Raw genomic sequence first — 15,622 nt, 5'->3', positions numbered from 1 at the left:
TGTTCATGGAGAATGAGAGTTGTTTCACTATAGCCGAACAGGAAGTACATAGACCAGAATCGCAAAGAAATGAACAATCGATCCTCCAAGCACGAACAGATGCCATACCGCATGATGGTAAGGAAATCCTCGCCACACGTAAAACACGGTACCGAAAGTGTAGAGCAAGCCTCCAGTAATGAGCAGCTGCAGCCCTCCAGGGGCTAAGTGCTCGCTCAAGGGCTTCCAAGCGAAGACGATAATCCATCCCATTGCAATGTAGATGAGCGTTGAAGTAAATAAAAATTTAGAAGCAAAAAACGCCTTAAAGACCACGCCGATGAGAGCGGCTCCCCAAACGATGCCAAACAGAATCCAGCCAAGCTTGCCTTGTACGATATGGAACAGAATCGGTGTGTAGGTGCCTGCAATAAAGACGTAGATGAACGAGTGGTCAAGCGACTCGAATATGCGCTTCGCTTTTCCTGCCGGAAAGCTGTGTACAAGCGTAGAAGCCGCGTAAAGCAGAAGCATGGCCGTTCCGTATATCGTAAAGCTGACCACATGCAGAGCCGTTCCTTTCGAAGCTGCAAAAAAGATTAACAGCACAAGAGCAGCAACGCTTAGCGCTGCACCAATGCCATGCGTTACGGCATTCGCGACTTCTTCCTTTTTGGAATACGTATGTGTATTCGCCATGTGATTCCCCACCCCCTAAGTCGCACAAGCCTGCGATTAAGCCCATCTCTCGCCTGCCTGCCTCTTCTTTAGTGTAAAGGATCACACCCACCCTTTCAACCAGCCGCGCACGCGGTCAACCGTTTTATCGAGGTTGCAGATTGCCTCTTGGTCTGCATAATCCTCCGTGTGACGGAAATAATCGGCATGTCCCCCTACCATCGGAATGCCCTCGACATAACCAGGCGCGTACTTCATGCGATTCCATCTCGGCATCGTATAGCGGTCCCGGCTCCAGCCGCCCCATGTCCCGATTCGGCTAATCGGATCATTAAGCTTGCCCAGACTGTCAATGGAATGGAAATAGCTTACGTGGCTCTGCAGCTTGGGATCAATCGGCGTTCTTGGCGAGCCGACCTGTACGATGCGAAAGTCCTCGATTTTTTCCTGCTCATGAAGCATCTTCGCCGCCTGATAGGCTGCTGCTCCGCCACCGCTGTGGCCAATCAGCAGCATGCGCTCCCCGCTAAAGGTTTCTTTAATCTTTTCAAGAGCGTGCCTGCCTCCGATTCTGCCCGCAGTTAAACGGTTGGAGAGGTCGCTTCTGACCTCAAGCACCTGCCTGACTAAATTCCGGCTTGCATCGCCGTATGGGAAAATGACATGAATGGCAGGCTCGATGCCATCGGATTGGAACAGTTTTTCAAGCTTTATTTTGCATTCGGTAAAAATGCTATTGGATGTTGCGACACCGGCAAGCAAATAAATATTCATGCGTGATGGTTTGGTCGCCGTCATAACGAATCCCTCCAAAATCATGTGCGTATATTCATTATGTGGGATAGCAGCAAATATCATTCTTCGATCTATTTGTTATTTCCTTGAAGTTCAATTTTCCAGACAAACGCTGTTGCGGTCAGCTTATGCGTCCGGGCACATGAAAGCTGCGATTGATGCTTCTCTGCCCCTTTTTTTCTGCTCCCGTCCATTATTTTACGTTATGCGAGAGGAATAGGTGCCGGGAAGGCCTGGGCAAAAAGAAGAACGCCTAGCTGTTTCCAGCTGGCGCTCCTCCTTAGCTATTGCTGCGTTAAGCTTGCCTAGTCGGCAGATTATACGCCCATTTTTTTACGCTGGTTGTTTACTTTCTTCGTGTTCTGGCTCTTCAGTGCCTGCGTCCCGGTAGAAAGATGCGTTTGGCCAGGGGCTCCGCCAGCTTTCGTTTGCTTCTTCTGGGCAAGCAGCTGTTTCGCTTTCTCCGCTTGAGTCAGCTTCTTCGGCTGCTCTGCGGATTCGTTTTGTTCGATTGTAGACATAGGTTCACCTCGCTTCATGCGCTACGTATTTCTTATTCTACTACACTTATATATCTGGTAAAAGAGGCTTTGCTCAGGGTTGTGTGATTTGTTATGCGCAAGCCCGCCAAACCCAGCTGTCGCTCGATCGGTTCCGTCGTTACGATGACCGCGCGTTTCGCCCATCCTTTTATGCTCCCCAACATAGCCAGCTGCTCATTCTCCGGCAGCACGGAGCACAAATTGTATGGCATATCAACGATTGCCGAATCATACGTCCCTTCGAGAAACCGCATATCGCCAAGCTTAACAAGATCGGGATAGCCGAAATGGGCCAGATTGACCCTCGCTCCCTTCACCGCCAGCGGATTGTGATCGAAGCCGACGATGGCGATCCCCATTGATAAAGCTTCAATAAGAACCGTGCCCATGCCGCAGCAAGGATCGACAAGGCTAAGCCCCTCCGTCGCTGCACCTGCTGCTATATTGACGATCGCACGTGCTGCCCTTGTCGGGAGCGCAGTGGAATAGTTTTGCGGCTTGCTCTGATGCTTCAGCCACGCTGCGCTATTCTCCTCGAGCAAGCCGAAAAACCAGCTTCCATTTAGCTTGGTTAATCCAAACAACCGCTCAGGCTTTCGCATATCTGCTTTGCCGCGGATTACCGCGCCTGCAGACCGCTCCAGCTGTCTCTGCTCTTCGTAAGAGACAGCTGCGTCGCCCTGCGTATACAGAACCTTGAACGTCAAACCGTCTAGCTCTACGGATGATAGCTGAGAAAGAAGATGCTCCAGACTATCCGCTTGCATCGAAACCTCGATCCGCCGCTTCATGAAAGGGCTGCGGTCAACGGCGATATTTCGCCTGCTAAGCCATACGCCTCCAGAGGCTGGCTCTCCGAACAACAGCTGGAGCTCAAGCGCACACAAGGCCGCCTCATCCTCATGACATGCATACGTATAAATAAACATAGATGCCCCCGCTATCACTAATAAGTTACTCGTTCTGCGGCACGAACGCCGCTTTTTCTTGCTCGCCGCTTATTGCTTTTCCGGCTGTTCCCGGCAGGCTTCCTTCTTGAGAAAGCTCCGCCAGCTGCTTCTCCAACGTTTTTATTGTGCGCTGAAGCCGAATTTGCCGTATCATGCCAAGAAGACCTACCGTAAGACCGCCGAGCAGCGTCGATGCCAAGATTACAAGGATAAGCGGAAGCGTCGTTTTCGTAAATAGGAAATTAACCTGCACCGAATCCACGTTTATAACGGCGAAAATCGCGATTAGAAGCGCAAATACAAGCGCGGATATAAGAATGCTTTGTCCCTTCACCCCGATACCTCCCTTTTCCAGAAATCATACCATAAACCCCATCGATTCGCCTATCGCCAAGCTATGCTTGAGCAAACCGCCGCTTCCTTATTGCTTAACCGTATTTAGTATCACATGAAGCACAAGAAGAAACGGTTTCGCCGTCCTCTGCAAGAGGAGGGTATGCGTTTCTCGTTGAAATAGAGGAATACTTTATCGCGCGTAACCAATAATTTCTTAAATTTTCAAAAATACGGGTGTCGCCTGACACCAGAGCCTGTGCTGCCATTTCAGGCGCGCAAGCTTGTCTTTGACCCGTCTTTGCGAAGCTGTGTCCTACCGATTCTAATGATTATAAACAAAAGCACCGCAAGCTGCGGGAGAGTAGTCTCCCAGGTTGGGTATACGCCTATCGCGCCAATTGTCGGCAGGTTAGAAGCCGTGTGAGACGGCACCCAGCCCGATACCTGCAAGGAGTGGATGCTTTCTCCGAGAAAACGAACGACTAAGTAATAGATAAGTACGGACGCCACTAGGAAAAAAGGGCGTACCGGAAGCTTCGCGCTGAACCTAATGATGGCGTAGCCGAGCCCCAGCAGCAATATGAATGTAACACCGAAGCCGAGCGCGAGCTGAAAAGGCGCAATCGATGGTGCCATGCCGACATAAAAAATCGTTGTTTCAGCACCTTCGCGGAAAATGGCTAGCCCGGAAACCGCAAACAGGGACCATAGGCTTCCGCGTGCCAACGCACGGTTCATTTGCTTATCAATGTATTGGTTCCAGTTGCGGATGTTGGACTTATTATGCAGCCAATTGCCGACCGTAATCATAAGCGCCACGGATAATAAACCGGCAATGCCTTCTACCGATTCGCGAGCGCTCCCCGCTGCAACCTGGGCAATCGCATATGTTAATAGGACAGCCATGATGCCGCTCAGCAATAGCCCCACCCACACGCCTGACCATACCCACTTTCGCTTGTCCTGGTTACCCGTACGCTGCAAGTATGCAAGCAGCGCCGAGAGAACCAGTATTGCTTCAAGCCCCTCCCGGAGCAGGATCATACCCGCATCCCAAGCCGTGTATCGCGTTTCCTGCATCATCGGCTCCAGCTTGCTCAGCATTTCTGCAATGATCGCCTCTGCTTTATCCGCAGCAGGAGGATTCGATGCCAAATATCCGCCTGCCTCAGCCATCTGAATTTCAATGCGGCTGTACACCGCTGCAGAACGGAGCTGAACTTCTCCTTCGATTGCCGGCCATGAAGCAATGAATGCATTCATTTGGCCTGCCGCTTCGGGATAATGGCCGAGCTGAATGTCGTTTAACGCCTGTGCCAGAATGTCTACGGCATCCGCAACAGTCAAGCCCGATTCCTCCGTAGCGGCCGCGACATTGCCCGCCACATAATCATTAACTAGCTGAATGAGTGCGGCTCCCTCGGTCTGTGCTTGCTCGGCACGGGGCGGATCGGCTTGGATAGCGATGCGCAGCATGCTCATCCTTGTCTCCAAGCCTCCGTATACAACATGGTTATCCGCCCTTACGGCCGGCTCGATCTTAGGCCAGCTCGCATTCATTTGTTTGTAAGCGGCATTCGCCTGCTCCCATTCCCCTGCTTCAACATGCGCAAGCAGCTGCGCAATCAATGGAAGCAAGCTTGCCGCAGCAGCTTTCCCGTCAAGCTGCGGGACTTGCTCTTGTACGCTTTTCACATAATTGTTCAATGCCTTTGCAAGCGCAGAAAGCGACTGCTTGCCGTTACCTTCATCTGCCGCGCTGCCGGCTTCCGCCAGCGCTTTCGCCGCACCCGCAAACGCCGAGTCTACAGCGGCCGACTCCTTGGTGGATGCTGGATTCAGCTGCTTCCACTTTGCCGCAGCGGAGTCTACGTGGACGCTTGCTTCCTTCCACTTGCCTTGCCCGGCTTCAACCAAAGCGCTGCCGACGAGCGGCAGCAATTGGTTCAGCTCTGCCGCCTGCGCTTCTTCCGCATGAACGGGCATAACCGTTGCCCCTAATAGGACGAATAGAAAAACAACGGAGACGAAACGTTTCAGATGACGTTCCATTCCGCTGCTAAGTTGTGCGAACATGCTCGTCCGCTCCTTTCATTCCGAAGAGCTTCTATGGTTTCATTGCGAGCTCCCGCATCTAAAATAACGTTTCTCCGATATAGCCGCCTTCTTTGACCCCGGGGAAGCAGGCAAATACGGCGCTTCCCGTATGCACGATATACTCGTTCAACAGGTCGCTCTGGCCAAGCTTTTGCTGCATGGGGATAAACTGCTTACGAGAATCGCGATTATAGCAAATAAAAAGCAAACCAGCATCGAGTTGACCCGTTTTGTTGTCCATGCCGCTTGAATACGAATAGGAGCGGCGCAGGATTTTCACCGAACCGTCACCGTGCGCGAGACGCACATGAGCGTTCATGGGGATGACTGGCTTGCCCCTCTCATCCTTTTGGTTCAGATCGAGCTTATCCCTTTCACGAACAGCGCCGAGCGGTGCGCCGCTAGCGCGATGCCTTCCAAAGGTAGCCTCCTGATCGCCAAGCGTCGAGCGGTCCCATACCTCTACCCGCATCCGAATCCGCCTAACCGCCATATAGCTGCCCCCGTTCATCCAAGCCGTGCCATCCGCAGCAGAAGCCCATACAACGCTGTTCATCTCGGCCTCGTCCGTTACATCGGGGTTACCCGTTCCGTCACGGAACCCCATCAAATTCCGTGGCGTCGCTCCCGACGGATCGGAGCTGCTTGTGCGCTGAAAGCCCTCCTGCGTCCAGCGCAGCACGGCTTTCCCACGGGCAATGCGGGCCAAATTGCGCAGCGCATGAAAAGCTATCTGGATGTCGTTGGCATTGACTTGAACGCCAATATCGCCGCCGGACCATTCCTCGCGCAGCTCATCTCCTCCGAATGCAGGCAAGTCAATGAGCGGTGAAGGCCGTTTCCCTGCCAAGCCGTATCTCTCATCGAAAAAGGATGGGCCAACGCCAAAGGTAACCGTTGTCCGCGAAGGGGATAGCCCCTCTGCCTCTCCCGTATCCGATGGCGGCAAGTTTAAGTTGTCGTTCGCATCACCCAGCAGCTCCCCCCTTGCCAACGACGCAGCCGCTTTGGTCCAATCCTGAAACAGCTTGCGTACGTCATCTATCGCAGCTGCCGTTAAGTCAAACGCAGCAAAGATGATAAAATCCTGTGCCTGCGTCGTAATTCCGGCTTGATGCTTGCCGTAGAAGCTGACAATGTCACCTGCTTTGTCTTGGGAAACCTGCGAAGCTGGTTTCGCCGCACTGCGCATCTGTCCCGAGAATAAATTGCCGACTCCGGTTGCTCCCAGCAACAAGCCGGCCCCGCCAACACCAGCCAGCCGCAGTAAATCCCTGCGGCTGATTTTTTTATCTGAGGTTGTGCTTTCCGTTTGATCTTCATTAGATTCTGTAGGTTTGTCCATGCGGCTATGCCTCCAATATGGTCCCCATTTGCGAAAGCGGCTCTGCGAGCGCATCGATGAGCTGGCTTAGCTTTTTCGTATCCTCTTCTTTCAATTCCAAATAGGACACATAGCCGTCTCCCGACTTATAACCCGCAAGCGCCGACTCCAGATCAGCAAAGCCTTTGCCAATCTGCTCGTCTAGAGCTGCATCCTTCTTATTCAATTCACCCTTAACAAGCTGATAGATTTTGTCTGCACCTTCCACATTCGCAGCGAAATCGTACAAATCCGTATGCGAGTAACGTTCTTCCTCACCCGTCACTTTAGAGGAGGATACTTCATTCAGCAGCTCTACCGCACCCGTTACGAGCAGGCTAGGCTCCACCTCGACGGTTTCCATCAATGCGCGAAGCAGCTTGACATCCTCTAGCAGGCGATCGGCATATTCTCCCATGCCCTCTGTCGAGTTTTTCTCCCACAACCCTTGCTCAATCCGGTGAAAACCGCGCCAATCTTTATCCTCAACGTCATTTTCCCGTGCATCGATATTGGGATCTAGGTCGCCAATCGCTTCCGCTATCGGCTCGATTCGCTCGAAATACATACGTGTAGGAGCATATAGCTTCTTGGCCGTTTCCACGTCGCCGTCTTTCACGGCCTTTACGAACTTCTCCGTTTCTATTATAAAAGTGTCTGCCTGCTCAATCGTAAATTGCCGGTAGCTCTCTAGAATCGGCGCCCATGCGTCGTCCGCTGCAGCCGTTTCATTCGCCGCATTCGTCGAGACCGTCTCGTTGGCTGGTTTATCATTCTCTACAGCATTTGAGCCGCAGCCCGTAAATACGATCGTGCAGGCCACTAAAAAAGACATGACTTTGAACTTCATTATGATTGCTCCTCTACTCCAATGGTTTCGATCTGTTTTATTCTGTAATGAAGTATATTCGTTAATGATAATCATTGTCAATTAAATGTTTTAGTACTAAATAAAGCGGCTTCTCCCATTGATCCTGCCTGAGAGAGCCGCTTGCAGCTAATTCATATTTGCTTCATTCAGCATTTCTATTCCAAGGCCCAACCCATTACAGTGGAATGAATCGTTTTACCTGTCATAATTGCCTGATCCATCAAAAGCGCAAGATAGTGGTCCTGAGCAGCCTCTGCCAAGCTATAAAAGGACGGGCCATTCCCTGCGGCGAAATCACCCATTCGGAGCAAACAGGTCGCAATCGCGATTTCGTCATCGCTGAGTCTTGCCGGAGCGGCAGGATTGCTGTACAGCCACTCCCCTTCCGCCATTACACCGCGATGGTAATAGCCCTCCAGGTTTCCATGGTGGCCCTTATCCACGCGGTGAAGCTCCGCATATATAGGAGTAGCAAAATCATGCAAATAACTCATTTCGTTATCTACGAGCTCCCCTTTGCTGCCCCTAACCAGCATTCGGCTTCGGCGAACCCATGAGAAATATTGATCGCCCGTGAAATCGTAAACGGCCAGCTTATTGCCAAAGCGGAAGGTTGCAATTCTTTGAATGGACGGAGCCAGCTGCTCCTCCTGCGGATCGCCTTGACGGCTTGGCCCTTTCATCAGCATCGATTCGAACTCCTGCCCGCTAATCTCTGCTGGTTCGAAGCCTATCCCCAAGAGCTGCCTAATCAAGCTAATTCCATGATAATCATGGGCAGCCGAAACCTGTACCTGCGACACCTCGCCAAGCTTCCCGGATTGGGCAAGCTTGATCCGCGCTGCGTGCATAGGCTGAAACAAATACTGCTCTGCTACTTGGATTTTGGCGTCCTTCGGCATGGTCTCGAATAACGCTTGTAGACCTGCTATATCAGCCGCTGGAGGCGTCTCAGCCAAGACGGGTATTCCTCTCTCCGCTAGTTCAACCATAATCTCAGGCGCAACCGTCCGTGGAACAGAAACAACCACAAAACCGAATTGACTAGACTCCTCCATCAACTGCCGAAGCGTACGGACCGTCCTTATGCCCCATTTGGCCTCCAGCTCCAATCCTTTTTGTTCATCCCTTACCATGATGGCATGAATATGGAACCGGTCAGGCATCGCTTTAGCGATCCTCATATAAAATTCCGCGCGCCAGCCGCCGCCTACGATTCCGAAACTGATTATCGACATTTTTTCGTTCAACCTCCGTGTTTGAAAGTCATTGGCATCGGGTATAAAAAGAAAAAAGACCTCTTCATGAGAGATCTTCTTTATGCCGTTCTAAAGGTGCCCGTTGCTTTAATTTCCTCTGTGACGCCCGTATAGGCATGCAGCTTGCCGTGATAGACTAATTCAAGCAATGTCGTATTCTCCAGATCGGCCGGAGTAACGAACAAAGACGGCTTATTGACTAAATTCACTCCGCTCTCCTCAAACACAGAAGCAACGAACTGTGAGCAAAAATAAGCATAATCCCGTTTCATCTCAATGTTGAGCATGATGCCCAGCATGCCAAGCAGATTGTACTTGTATTGATCGCGATTCTTCTCCATATACTGAATCTGGTTTCTTATGTTTATATAGGCACAATGACTAATCGTGCATCTGTATAGTGCGCAGGTCGAATGTTCAAAAAACACGCCTCGTACGTCCTCTTTCACGAATCCGGCAAAAAACGGATTGCTTGGGTTTTTTCTCCCAAAGCTGTAGACCTCATTCAAATCGCTGTCAAAAGCAATCGACGCATGGTTCAGCATGTTCTTTGTATACCATCTAATTGTCTTCGAAAATAATGTCCCCGTGTTCGTTAAGAGCACATAGATTTCCTTTTCTCTATTCATGCCGTACTACCTCCACATTAAAGAACTTTCATCTAGGTATTAACTTTAATGCAGGAGAACTAAATTCTAAACCTGCTCAGGTAATAGGCCTATCCCCGACCTTAGTCCAGTTCTGTAAGCATAGTGTGACAGAAGATCGTCTACCAAACTCTCCTACTTGCATAACCTTACTCCATATTACTGGATTTTCTCCTTTTACTCAATAAGAAAGTCGCCCTTTTCTCCCTCATGCTTAAAAAAATGTTAACATTTGCATATCTGAGAGATGATATAGTAGGAAAAGATTTACGTCTTGCTTAAACTATTTATATGCGCGCGAAAATAATTTAGTATAGTCGTTTTGCTTTCATTCAATGGCAGCGGAGGGTTTATCTATGGAATGGTTTAAGCGTTATAAAGAACAACTGGGACAAGTTTACTCGCAGGCCGAGCATTCCATCGCACAATTCCCCGAGCCTCTGCGGACATTGGGGCTTGCCTATGCAGACAAACACAACCCGGTTAAGGATCACGGCGGCAAGGACTACATTTGCAGCCTGCTTCCCTATTGGGTCAAGGAGCCTAGCGGCATCAGCGAATTGGAGTGCGAGCGGCTTGCTCTAGCTAATGTATATGGAATGCTTTATTTTTTTATTCAAGATGACGTGATGGACAGCCAGCCTTCCTCCTCCTGGAAGGAGCAGCTTGCCCTTGGCAACCTTCTATTACATGAGATGCTTAATGTATTACGCGGGCTATATCCATCAGACTCTCCGTTCTGGGAATATTATAACCGTTATATTGCCGTTTGGGCTGAGAGCGTAACAAACGAGGACCGCGAGGATTACTTTGTGAGCAATCCTATCCGCACCGCCGGCAAAGCCGGTCCCGTCAAAATCGCAAGTACAGGCGCGCTCCTCTTGGCAGGCCGTACTGAGCTGATCGAGAAACTTGAGCGTGCCATCGAAATCGTGCTGATGACGCTTCAGATGGCCGATGACTATGCCGACTGGAAGGAAGATCTGGCGGAAGGCAGCTATAACGGCCTGCTCGCAATGATTGCTGCGGGGAGAAGCCCAGGCGAATTGCCTTTAACCGAAAAGGATGCAGAGAATGCCATCTACATTCGGGGATGCATGCAGCCATACGTACAGATCGCCACTGATAATCATAAGAAGCTGCTCGACTTGGATGCAGGCGTGAGTGAACTGGTAGACTTTCATCTGTATATATTAGATCATTTGAACCAAATCCGTGATACGTTAGAATCAAACAAAAAAGCGCTTCTCAAAGGCGGTTTCAATTACTTTGTGACCAATTCCGCTATTTTATAGGTGCAATAGATTCTATTATTTGTCGAATATTTGAAAATTTATATAGAATTTGTCGAAAGGGCATGATAGACTGGGTATGGTAAACTTATACATATTCGGAAGGGTGATTATTGTGTCAACAAGACAAGATCTTCAAGAACAAATCATTAAAAAAGCTTGGGAAGACGCCGAATTCAAAAAACAGCTTATTGCCAATCCGAAAGCAGCAGTCAAAGAAGCCTTTGGCGTAGATCTTCCCGACGCAATCGAAGTTGAAGTTGTTGAAGAATCCGCTAATAAATTTTACTTGGTACTTCCGGAAAGCCCTGCCGCAGTAAAAAGCGACGCTCATGTAGCCTTTCCGAGATGGCCTAATGAATAAAAAAATCGCCCACTGCTAATCGCAGTTCAGGGCGTTTTTTTCTCATATGGGAGAGAGATAGTGGCTTCTGTACCTATCCCTCTCTTGCTGCTGAATTCCAACTTCCCCTTCATCACCTCAATAATCCGAAAAGTAACCATTAACCCTAGTCCAGTCCCCTTTGATTTTTGAGAATAATAAGGCTCTCCTAATCTTTTCAAATCTGCTTCATTCATTCCTTCGCCGTTATCTTTTATCCTGATAACCACACTATTACTATTCTGATTTTCATACGCTTGAATATGAATTACACCATTTTGTCCCAATGCCTCAATGCTATTTTTAATAATATTAATAAGCGCCTGTTTAAACTTAGATGAGTTCCCACGTACGTACAGATCCGCTGCTAGATCCACAGTTATAACTCCCCCTTGCATTGTAGCAAGCGGTATAAGAATACCTTCAATTTGCTGAAGTTCTTCACCTATATTCAACACCGTCGTATTCTCCATTTGTGGTTTAGCAAAAGTAAGGAAATCAGTAATAATCTCTGAGGCGCGATCAAGCTCTTCAATCGCCAGTAGCATAAATGTTTTATCTTTTTCATCTGTGGACTTACCACCGATTATTTGAAGAAATCCCCTTGTAACCTGCAGCGGATTTCTCACTTCATGAGCGACCGATGCTGCAAGCTGGCTAATAATATCCATTTTTTCAGAGCGTTGCAGCTCATTATTAAAAATTTCGACCTGCTTTGAATATTTAATAATTTGCTCATAATTTTGGAGACTTCGACGAATGAGAATGATAACTAGAGAACATAGAAAGCAAAGTACTCCCCATTTCCAAATGAACATATTATAGTTCATTTTCATGAAAAAAAACCATGATAACTCTAAGATTCCAATAAACGCAAACAAACCAAAACCAATTGATAATATGATAGCTTCTTTATTTTTACGTTTACAATACATAGTAAGCAATATGATTAGCAAAACGTTGCTTATTAGAAGCACAGCCGCAAAAGCAACAGCACCATATGTAGAATACCAGTTTCTAACATCAGCAAATATAAATCCCATAACAAAAAAAACTATATTTATGATAGCAAAGCCTATCTGTATTTTTCTAAATCGTGCAATTAATCCGTAAGGTCCCATACCAAAAAGCTTTTCGAAAAATATAAAAATAGAAGGCATAAGGAGTGTTGAGGATATATCGAATAAATGATACGCCAACATACCAATCTCAGGGTACAACGTCTCTAAAAATGGAGTCGATGTTAATATCATCATTCCTATAGACAAAATAATAAAAGCCAATGAATTAACAGCTGTAAAATATGTTTTTCTAATAAATAAAAAACAAATGAGAATAGCAGAGGCTATAAAAACAAGTGATACGCCTAAAATCACATCGCCAATCCCATTTTTCATATTCTCTTTTTCAATCTGCTGGTATTCTCCTATTAGAATATCGCCTAGAACGCCAATGGGTTTTATTTTTCGATTTATCTTTATGTATACCATCTGATTGCCTTCGTCTAATTGTAAAGGGACGATAATTTGATTCGTGTTATTTGTATATGTACGGCTGGACTCGTATACCTTTTCCCCGCGTATATAGATATTCAACTGCTCTCCATTTAAATTACTGATCGATAAAGTAGGTCTCGTTAAGTTAAATGCGGGAAGTTGGAAACGTAACCATGCAGCTTCAATGTTACTTGGTACTTCAGGAATACTATCTCCCTTATAGAACGACATCCATTTTTCTTCATTAACGAGAGATACCGCATCTTGAAGCTCTGAATTCGGATCTTCCTCCCACATCATTTCCCATTCCGTAACCGGAACCGCTGGCTTATCAGATAAAGCATAAGAGGTATTCGCCAAAAGTGGCGATGTAAAAAACAATAAAACCATAGCTACAACAATGTATTTATTTAACCCCTTCATCGGACACCTCTATACAAATAATATAAGCTATCTACCCTACTATATTTCGACAATCTTCGATTTATTACCTTCATCCATTTCCTTTTTTACCAAAAATAATAATTTGAAACAAATTTACCCTATACAAATATTAACGCCCAATTCTAGTATACGATAGCTTATTTAAATTAACAGCATGCAAATAAGGACTTTTAGACCACTTTTCATACTTTTATTATATTTTAAAGGTTCCATAGCATCTATTATATGTCGAAAATACATTTTTCATATAGATTATGTCGAAATTTCCTGATACAATTAGGAAGGAAGTCTTATACATATTTGAGAGGATGATCAATGTGACCGCAGAGCAAACGTTGCAGGAACAAATTATTCAAAAAGCATGGGAAGATGCTGAATTTAAGAAACAACTACTTGCAAACCCTAAAGCAGCGGTGAAAGAAGCTTTCGGCATTGATGTACCAGATTCTATTGAGGTAGAAGTAGTAGAGGAAACAGCAGACAAATATTATTTCGTGCTTCCGCAAAACCCTTCAGACATAAGCAATGACGGCGATCCAGACGGAGCCGCTTGGCAATAGACAGAAAAATAGCGCTTGATTGCCCTTGAGCAATCAGCGCTATTTTTTTACCATTGGGAACTGAATGGTAGCTTCCGTCCCAACTCCTTTTTCACTTGTAAAGAAAATGCTCCCCTTCATGACCTCAATAATTCGAAAGGTTACCATTAACCCTAAGCCCGTGCCTTTTGTTTTTTTGGAATAGTAAGGCTCTCCCAGCTTCTTCAGTTCATGCTCGTTCATCCCTTCACCGTTGTCTTTGATGCAAATGACTACATGACGGTTATCTTTTGAATAAGCTTTTATGTCGATTGTTCCGCCTTTATTTAGCGATTCAATACTATTTTTAATAATGTTAATCAGAGCTTGCTTGAGCTTGGACGAATTGCCATGCACATATAAATCTGAAGCCAATTCAACCTTGATGACGCTGCCTTGCATGTTAGCCAGGGGAACGAGAATCGCTTCAATTTTCAAAATTTCCTCTGCTACGTTAAGCGTAGTCATCTGGTCCAACTCCGGCTTGGCAAACATCAGAAAATCCGTAATAATTTCCGATGCACGGTCAAGCTCCTCGATCGCAAGCACCATGAACCCTTTCTCTTTCTCATCCCTTGGGCTCTTGCCCAGCACCTGAAGAAAACCTCTCGTAACTTGCAAAGGATTGCGCACCTCATGGGCTACGGAAGCAGCTAGTTGACTGATGATCTCCATTTTCTCCGAGCGTTGCAGTTCGTTATTGAACACCTCGAGCTGCTGGGAGTATTTCAGTACCTGATCGTAGCTTTCAATAATTCTTCTGGCCAATATAAATAAGAGCGAGACAAGGAAGGTCAGGATTCCCCATTTCCAATAAAACATCTCGTAGTTCATTTCGCTTATGAAATACCAAATGACTTCTATCACGCCAATAGCTGCAAATATGCCAAAACCCGTTGCCATAATAATTGCGTTTTTATTCTTCTGGAAGCAAAAACGGATGAGTAAAATAAATAGCAAACCATTTCCTATGATAATCGTTCCACCGAAGGTAATAATGGTAGCTGAGGTATACGCGCTGCCAATTTCGCTCGAAGTAAAGGAAAGGAATAACCAAATAATAGTAAGGATAGATACGATAACTTGCAGCTTTCTGAATCGGCTAATGATCCTCCATGGCCCTTTTCCGAAAATTTTCTCAAAAAAGAAAAACAATGACGGCATCAATAAATTAGAGCCTATGTCAAACAGATAATACATCACGCTTCCATAATGGCTGTACATCGTGTGCACGTATGGGGATAGAGATAGAATCATTAAGCTTATCGAGAGAATGACAAAGCTAAGCGAAACTAAACCCGCGAGATAGGTTCTGTTCAAAAATATAAAGCAAAGCAGCAGTGCCAAGGAGACAAACAGCAAAATAGATCCAAGAATAACGTCATAGACTTCCTTCTTCAAAAAGTCCTTGTTTAGCGCTTGTCCCTCTCCAACTTCAGGCTGTTCCTTAAATCCAAGCCAGTCTGAATCGGTCTGCACAAACAAATAAACGTATTGGCCAGACTCTGCATCGCTTAGTGACAATAAGATCTCGTTTTTGTTAAACGGGTAATTCCTGCTTGATTCATATACGACCCTCTGATCCATGAAGATCATAACATCCTTGGCCGTTAGCTCCGTTATTAAAACAGCCGGCCCAGCCAGCGCGTAGTACTCCGGAAGCTTAAATCTAAGCCAGGCTGCGCGAATGTGGGCAGGCTTGTCCGGCAATGCGTCACCGAATGCAAACGATTGCCACTCTCCCGCCGTCGGGGAGCCGTTCGCTTCTTCTATGTCCGGAACGGAGTCTTCATCCCACATCAATTCCCATTGCGTTATGTTATTCGATTCTGTTTGTGCTTGCACATTGGAGGCCGCCACCGAAAAAGCAAAAAAGGTTAGCGCCGCTATAATAAGAAAAGCAACAAATCTAT

Annotated in this window: 15 protein-coding genes; 3 read left to right on the top strand and 12 right to left on the bottom strand. The window is 46.9% G+C overall.

Annotation, left to right across the window (positions count from 1 at the left end; translation table 11 throughout):
- Positions 1 to 27: 27 nt before the first annotated feature.
- From trhA to AC0YN3_RS27765, 10 genes are all read right to left on the bottom strand, one after another.
- Positions 28 to 678: a PAQR family membrane homeostasis protein TrhA gene (gene trhA, locus AC0YN3_RS27810; protein ID WP_475778157.1), complete on the bottom strand. Its 651-nt coding sequence runs from the start codon at positions 676 to 678 to the stop codon at positions 28 to 30.
- Between the two features lie 81 nt (positions 679 to 759).
- The gene (locus tag AC0YN3_RS27805) at positions 760 to 1,455 is read right to left on the bottom strand and encodes a lipase family protein (protein WP_475778156.1); all 696 of its coding nucleotides are present in this window, start codon (positions 1,453 to 1,455) and stop codon (positions 760 to 762) included.
- Positions 1,456 to 1,769: 314 nt separating this feature from the next.
- Positions 1,770 to 1,973, bottom strand: a complete 204-nt coding sequence (locus AC0YN3_RS27800; RefSeq protein WP_475778155.1) for a hypothetical protein — start codon at positions 1,971 to 1,973, stop codon at positions 1,770 to 1,772.
- Between the two features lie 32 nt (positions 1,974 to 2,005).
- Positions 2,006 to 2,923 (bottom strand): TRM11 family SAM-dependent methyltransferase, encoded by a 918-nt coding sequence (locus AC0YN3_RS27795; protein ID WP_475778154.1) that lies wholly within the window; start codon positions 2,921 to 2,923, stop codon positions 2,006 to 2,008.
- A gap of 25 nt (positions 2,924 to 2,948) precedes the next feature.
- Entirely contained in the window at positions 2,949 to 3,278 is a 330-nt protein-coding gene (locus AC0YN3_RS27790) for a LapA family protein (RefSeq protein ID WP_475778153.1), read from the bottom strand.
- A gap of 269 nt (positions 3,279 to 3,547) precedes the next feature.
- Positions 3,548 to 5,356, bottom strand: a complete 1,809-nt coding sequence (locus AC0YN3_RS27785) for an FTR1 family iron permease (RefSeq protein WP_475778152.1) — start codon at positions 5,354 to 5,356, stop codon at positions 3,548 to 3,550.
- A 58-nt stretch (positions 5,357 to 5,414) separates the two neighbouring features.
- Positions 5,415 to 6,722: an iron uptake transporter deferrochelatase/peroxidase subunit gene (gene efeB / locus AC0YN3_RS27780; RefSeq protein ID WP_475778151.1), complete on the bottom strand. Its 1,308-nt coding sequence runs from the start codon at positions 6,720 to 6,722 to the stop codon at positions 5,415 to 5,417.
- A 4-nt stretch (positions 6,723 to 6,726) separates the two neighbouring features.
- On the bottom strand, positions 6,727 to 7,590 hold the full coding sequence (efeO, locus tag AC0YN3_RS27775) for an iron uptake system protein EfeO (protein WP_475778150.1): 864 nt from the start codon (positions 7,588 to 7,590) through the stop codon (positions 6,727 to 6,729).
- A 176-nt stretch (positions 7,591 to 7,766) separates the two neighbouring features.
- Positions 7,767 to 8,849 (bottom strand): Gfo/Idh/MocA family protein, encoded by a 1,083-nt coding sequence (locus AC0YN3_RS27770; protein ID WP_475778149.1) that lies wholly within the window; start codon positions 8,847 to 8,849, stop codon positions 7,767 to 7,769.
- 80 nt (positions 8,850 to 8,929) lie between these two features.
- Positions 8,930 to 9,499, bottom strand: coding sequence for a hypothetical protein (locus AC0YN3_RS27765; protein WP_475778148.1), 570 nt, complete (start codon positions 9,497 to 9,499; stop codon positions 8,930 to 8,932).
- A gap of 374 nt (positions 9,500 to 9,873) precedes the next feature.
- Between AC0YN3_RS27765 and AC0YN3_RS27760 the strand changes: the two genes are divergently transcribed.
- Both AC0YN3_RS27760 and AC0YN3_RS27755 read left to right on the top strand, forming a co-directional pair.
- Positions 9,874 to 10,812, top strand: coding sequence for a hypothetical protein (locus AC0YN3_RS27760; RefSeq protein WP_475778147.1), 939 nt, complete (start codon positions 9,874 to 9,876; stop codon positions 10,810 to 10,812).
- A 112-nt stretch (positions 10,813 to 10,924) separates the two neighbouring features.
- Positions 10,925 to 11,173 (top strand): NHLP leader peptide family RiPP precursor, encoded by a 249-nt coding sequence (locus AC0YN3_RS27755; RefSeq protein WP_475778146.1) that lies wholly within the window; start codon positions 10,925 to 10,927, stop codon positions 11,171 to 11,173.
- Positions 11,174 to 11,199: 26 nt separating this feature from the next.
- Here AC0YN3_RS27755 and AC0YN3_RS27750 read toward each other — a convergent pair whose 3' ends face one another.
- Entirely contained in the window at positions 11,200 to 13,110 is a 1,911-nt protein-coding gene (locus AC0YN3_RS27750; protein ID WP_475778145.1) for an ATP-binding protein, read from the bottom strand.
- Positions 13,111 to 13,439: 329 nt separating this feature from the next.
- Between AC0YN3_RS27750 and AC0YN3_RS27745 the strand changes: the two genes are divergently transcribed.
- Positions 13,440 to 13,691, top strand: coding sequence for an NHLP leader peptide family RiPP precursor (locus tag AC0YN3_RS27745; protein WP_475778144.1), 252 nt, complete (start codon positions 13,440 to 13,442; stop codon positions 13,689 to 13,691).
- 39 nt (positions 13,692 to 13,730) lie between these two features.
- Here the strand turns inward: AC0YN3_RS27745 and AC0YN3_RS27740 are convergent, their stop codons facing one another.
- Positions 13,731 to 15,554, bottom strand: coding sequence for an ATP-binding protein (locus tag AC0YN3_RS27740; RefSeq protein ID WP_475778143.1), 1,824 nt, complete (start codon positions 15,552 to 15,554; stop codon positions 13,731 to 13,733).
- Between the last annotated feature and the right edge of the window lie 68 nt (positions 15,555 to 15,622).

This window comes from Paenibacillus sp. J22R232 (assembly GCF_056269165.1).
This window is presented reverse-complemented; position numbering and strand designations above follow the sequence as displayed.

What these genes read in the sequence shown, in the direction of transcription:
- trhA (WP_475778157.1), bottom strand. Translation starts at nt 678, where the DNA reads ATGGCGAATACACATACGTATTCCAAAAAGGAAGAAGTCGCGAATGCC.
- AC0YN3_RS27805 (WP_475778156.1), bottom strand. Translation starts at nt 1,455, where the DNA reads ATGACGGCGACCAAACCATCACGCATGAATATTTATTTGCTTGCCGGT.
- AC0YN3_RS27800 (WP_475778155.1), bottom strand. Translation starts at nt 1,973, where the DNA reads ATGTCTACAATCGAACAAAACGAATCCGCAGAGCAGCCGAAGAAGCTG.
- AC0YN3_RS27795 (WP_475778154.1), bottom strand. Translation starts at nt 2,923, where the DNA reads ATGTTTATTTATACGTATGCATGTCATGAGGATGAGGCGGCCTTGTGT.
- AC0YN3_RS27785 (WP_475778152.1), bottom strand. Translation starts at nt 5,356, where the DNA reads ATGTTCGCACAACTTAGCAGCGGAATGGAACGTCATCTGAAACGTTTC.
- efeB (WP_475778151.1), bottom strand. Translation starts at nt 6,722, where the DNA reads ATGGACAAACCTACAGAATCTAATGAAGATCAAACGGAAAGCACAACC.
- efeO (WP_475778150.1), bottom strand. Translation starts at nt 7,590, where the DNA reads ATGAAGTTCAAAGTCATGTCTTTTTTAGTGGCCTGCACGATCGTATTT.
- AC0YN3_RS27770 (WP_475778149.1), bottom strand. Translation starts at nt 8,849, where the DNA reads ATGTCGATAATCAGTTTCGGAATCGTAGGCGGCGGCTGGCGCGCGGAA.
- AC0YN3_RS27765 (WP_475778148.1), bottom strand. Translation starts at nt 9,499, where the DNA reads ATGAATAGAGAAAAGGAAATCTATGTGCTCTTAACGAACACGGGGACA.
- AC0YN3_RS27760 (WP_475778147.1), top strand. Translation starts at nt 9,874, where the DNA reads ATGGAATGGTTTAAGCGTTATAAAGAACAACTGGGACAAGTTTACTCG.
- AC0YN3_RS27750 (WP_475778145.1), bottom strand. Translation starts at nt 13,110, where the DNA reads ATGAAGGGGTTAAATAAATACATTGTTGTAGCTATGGTTTTATTGTTT.
- AC0YN3_RS27745 (WP_475778144.1), top strand. Translation starts at nt 13,440, where the DNA reads ATGATCAATGTGACCGCAGAGCAAACGTTGCAGGAACAAATTATTCAA.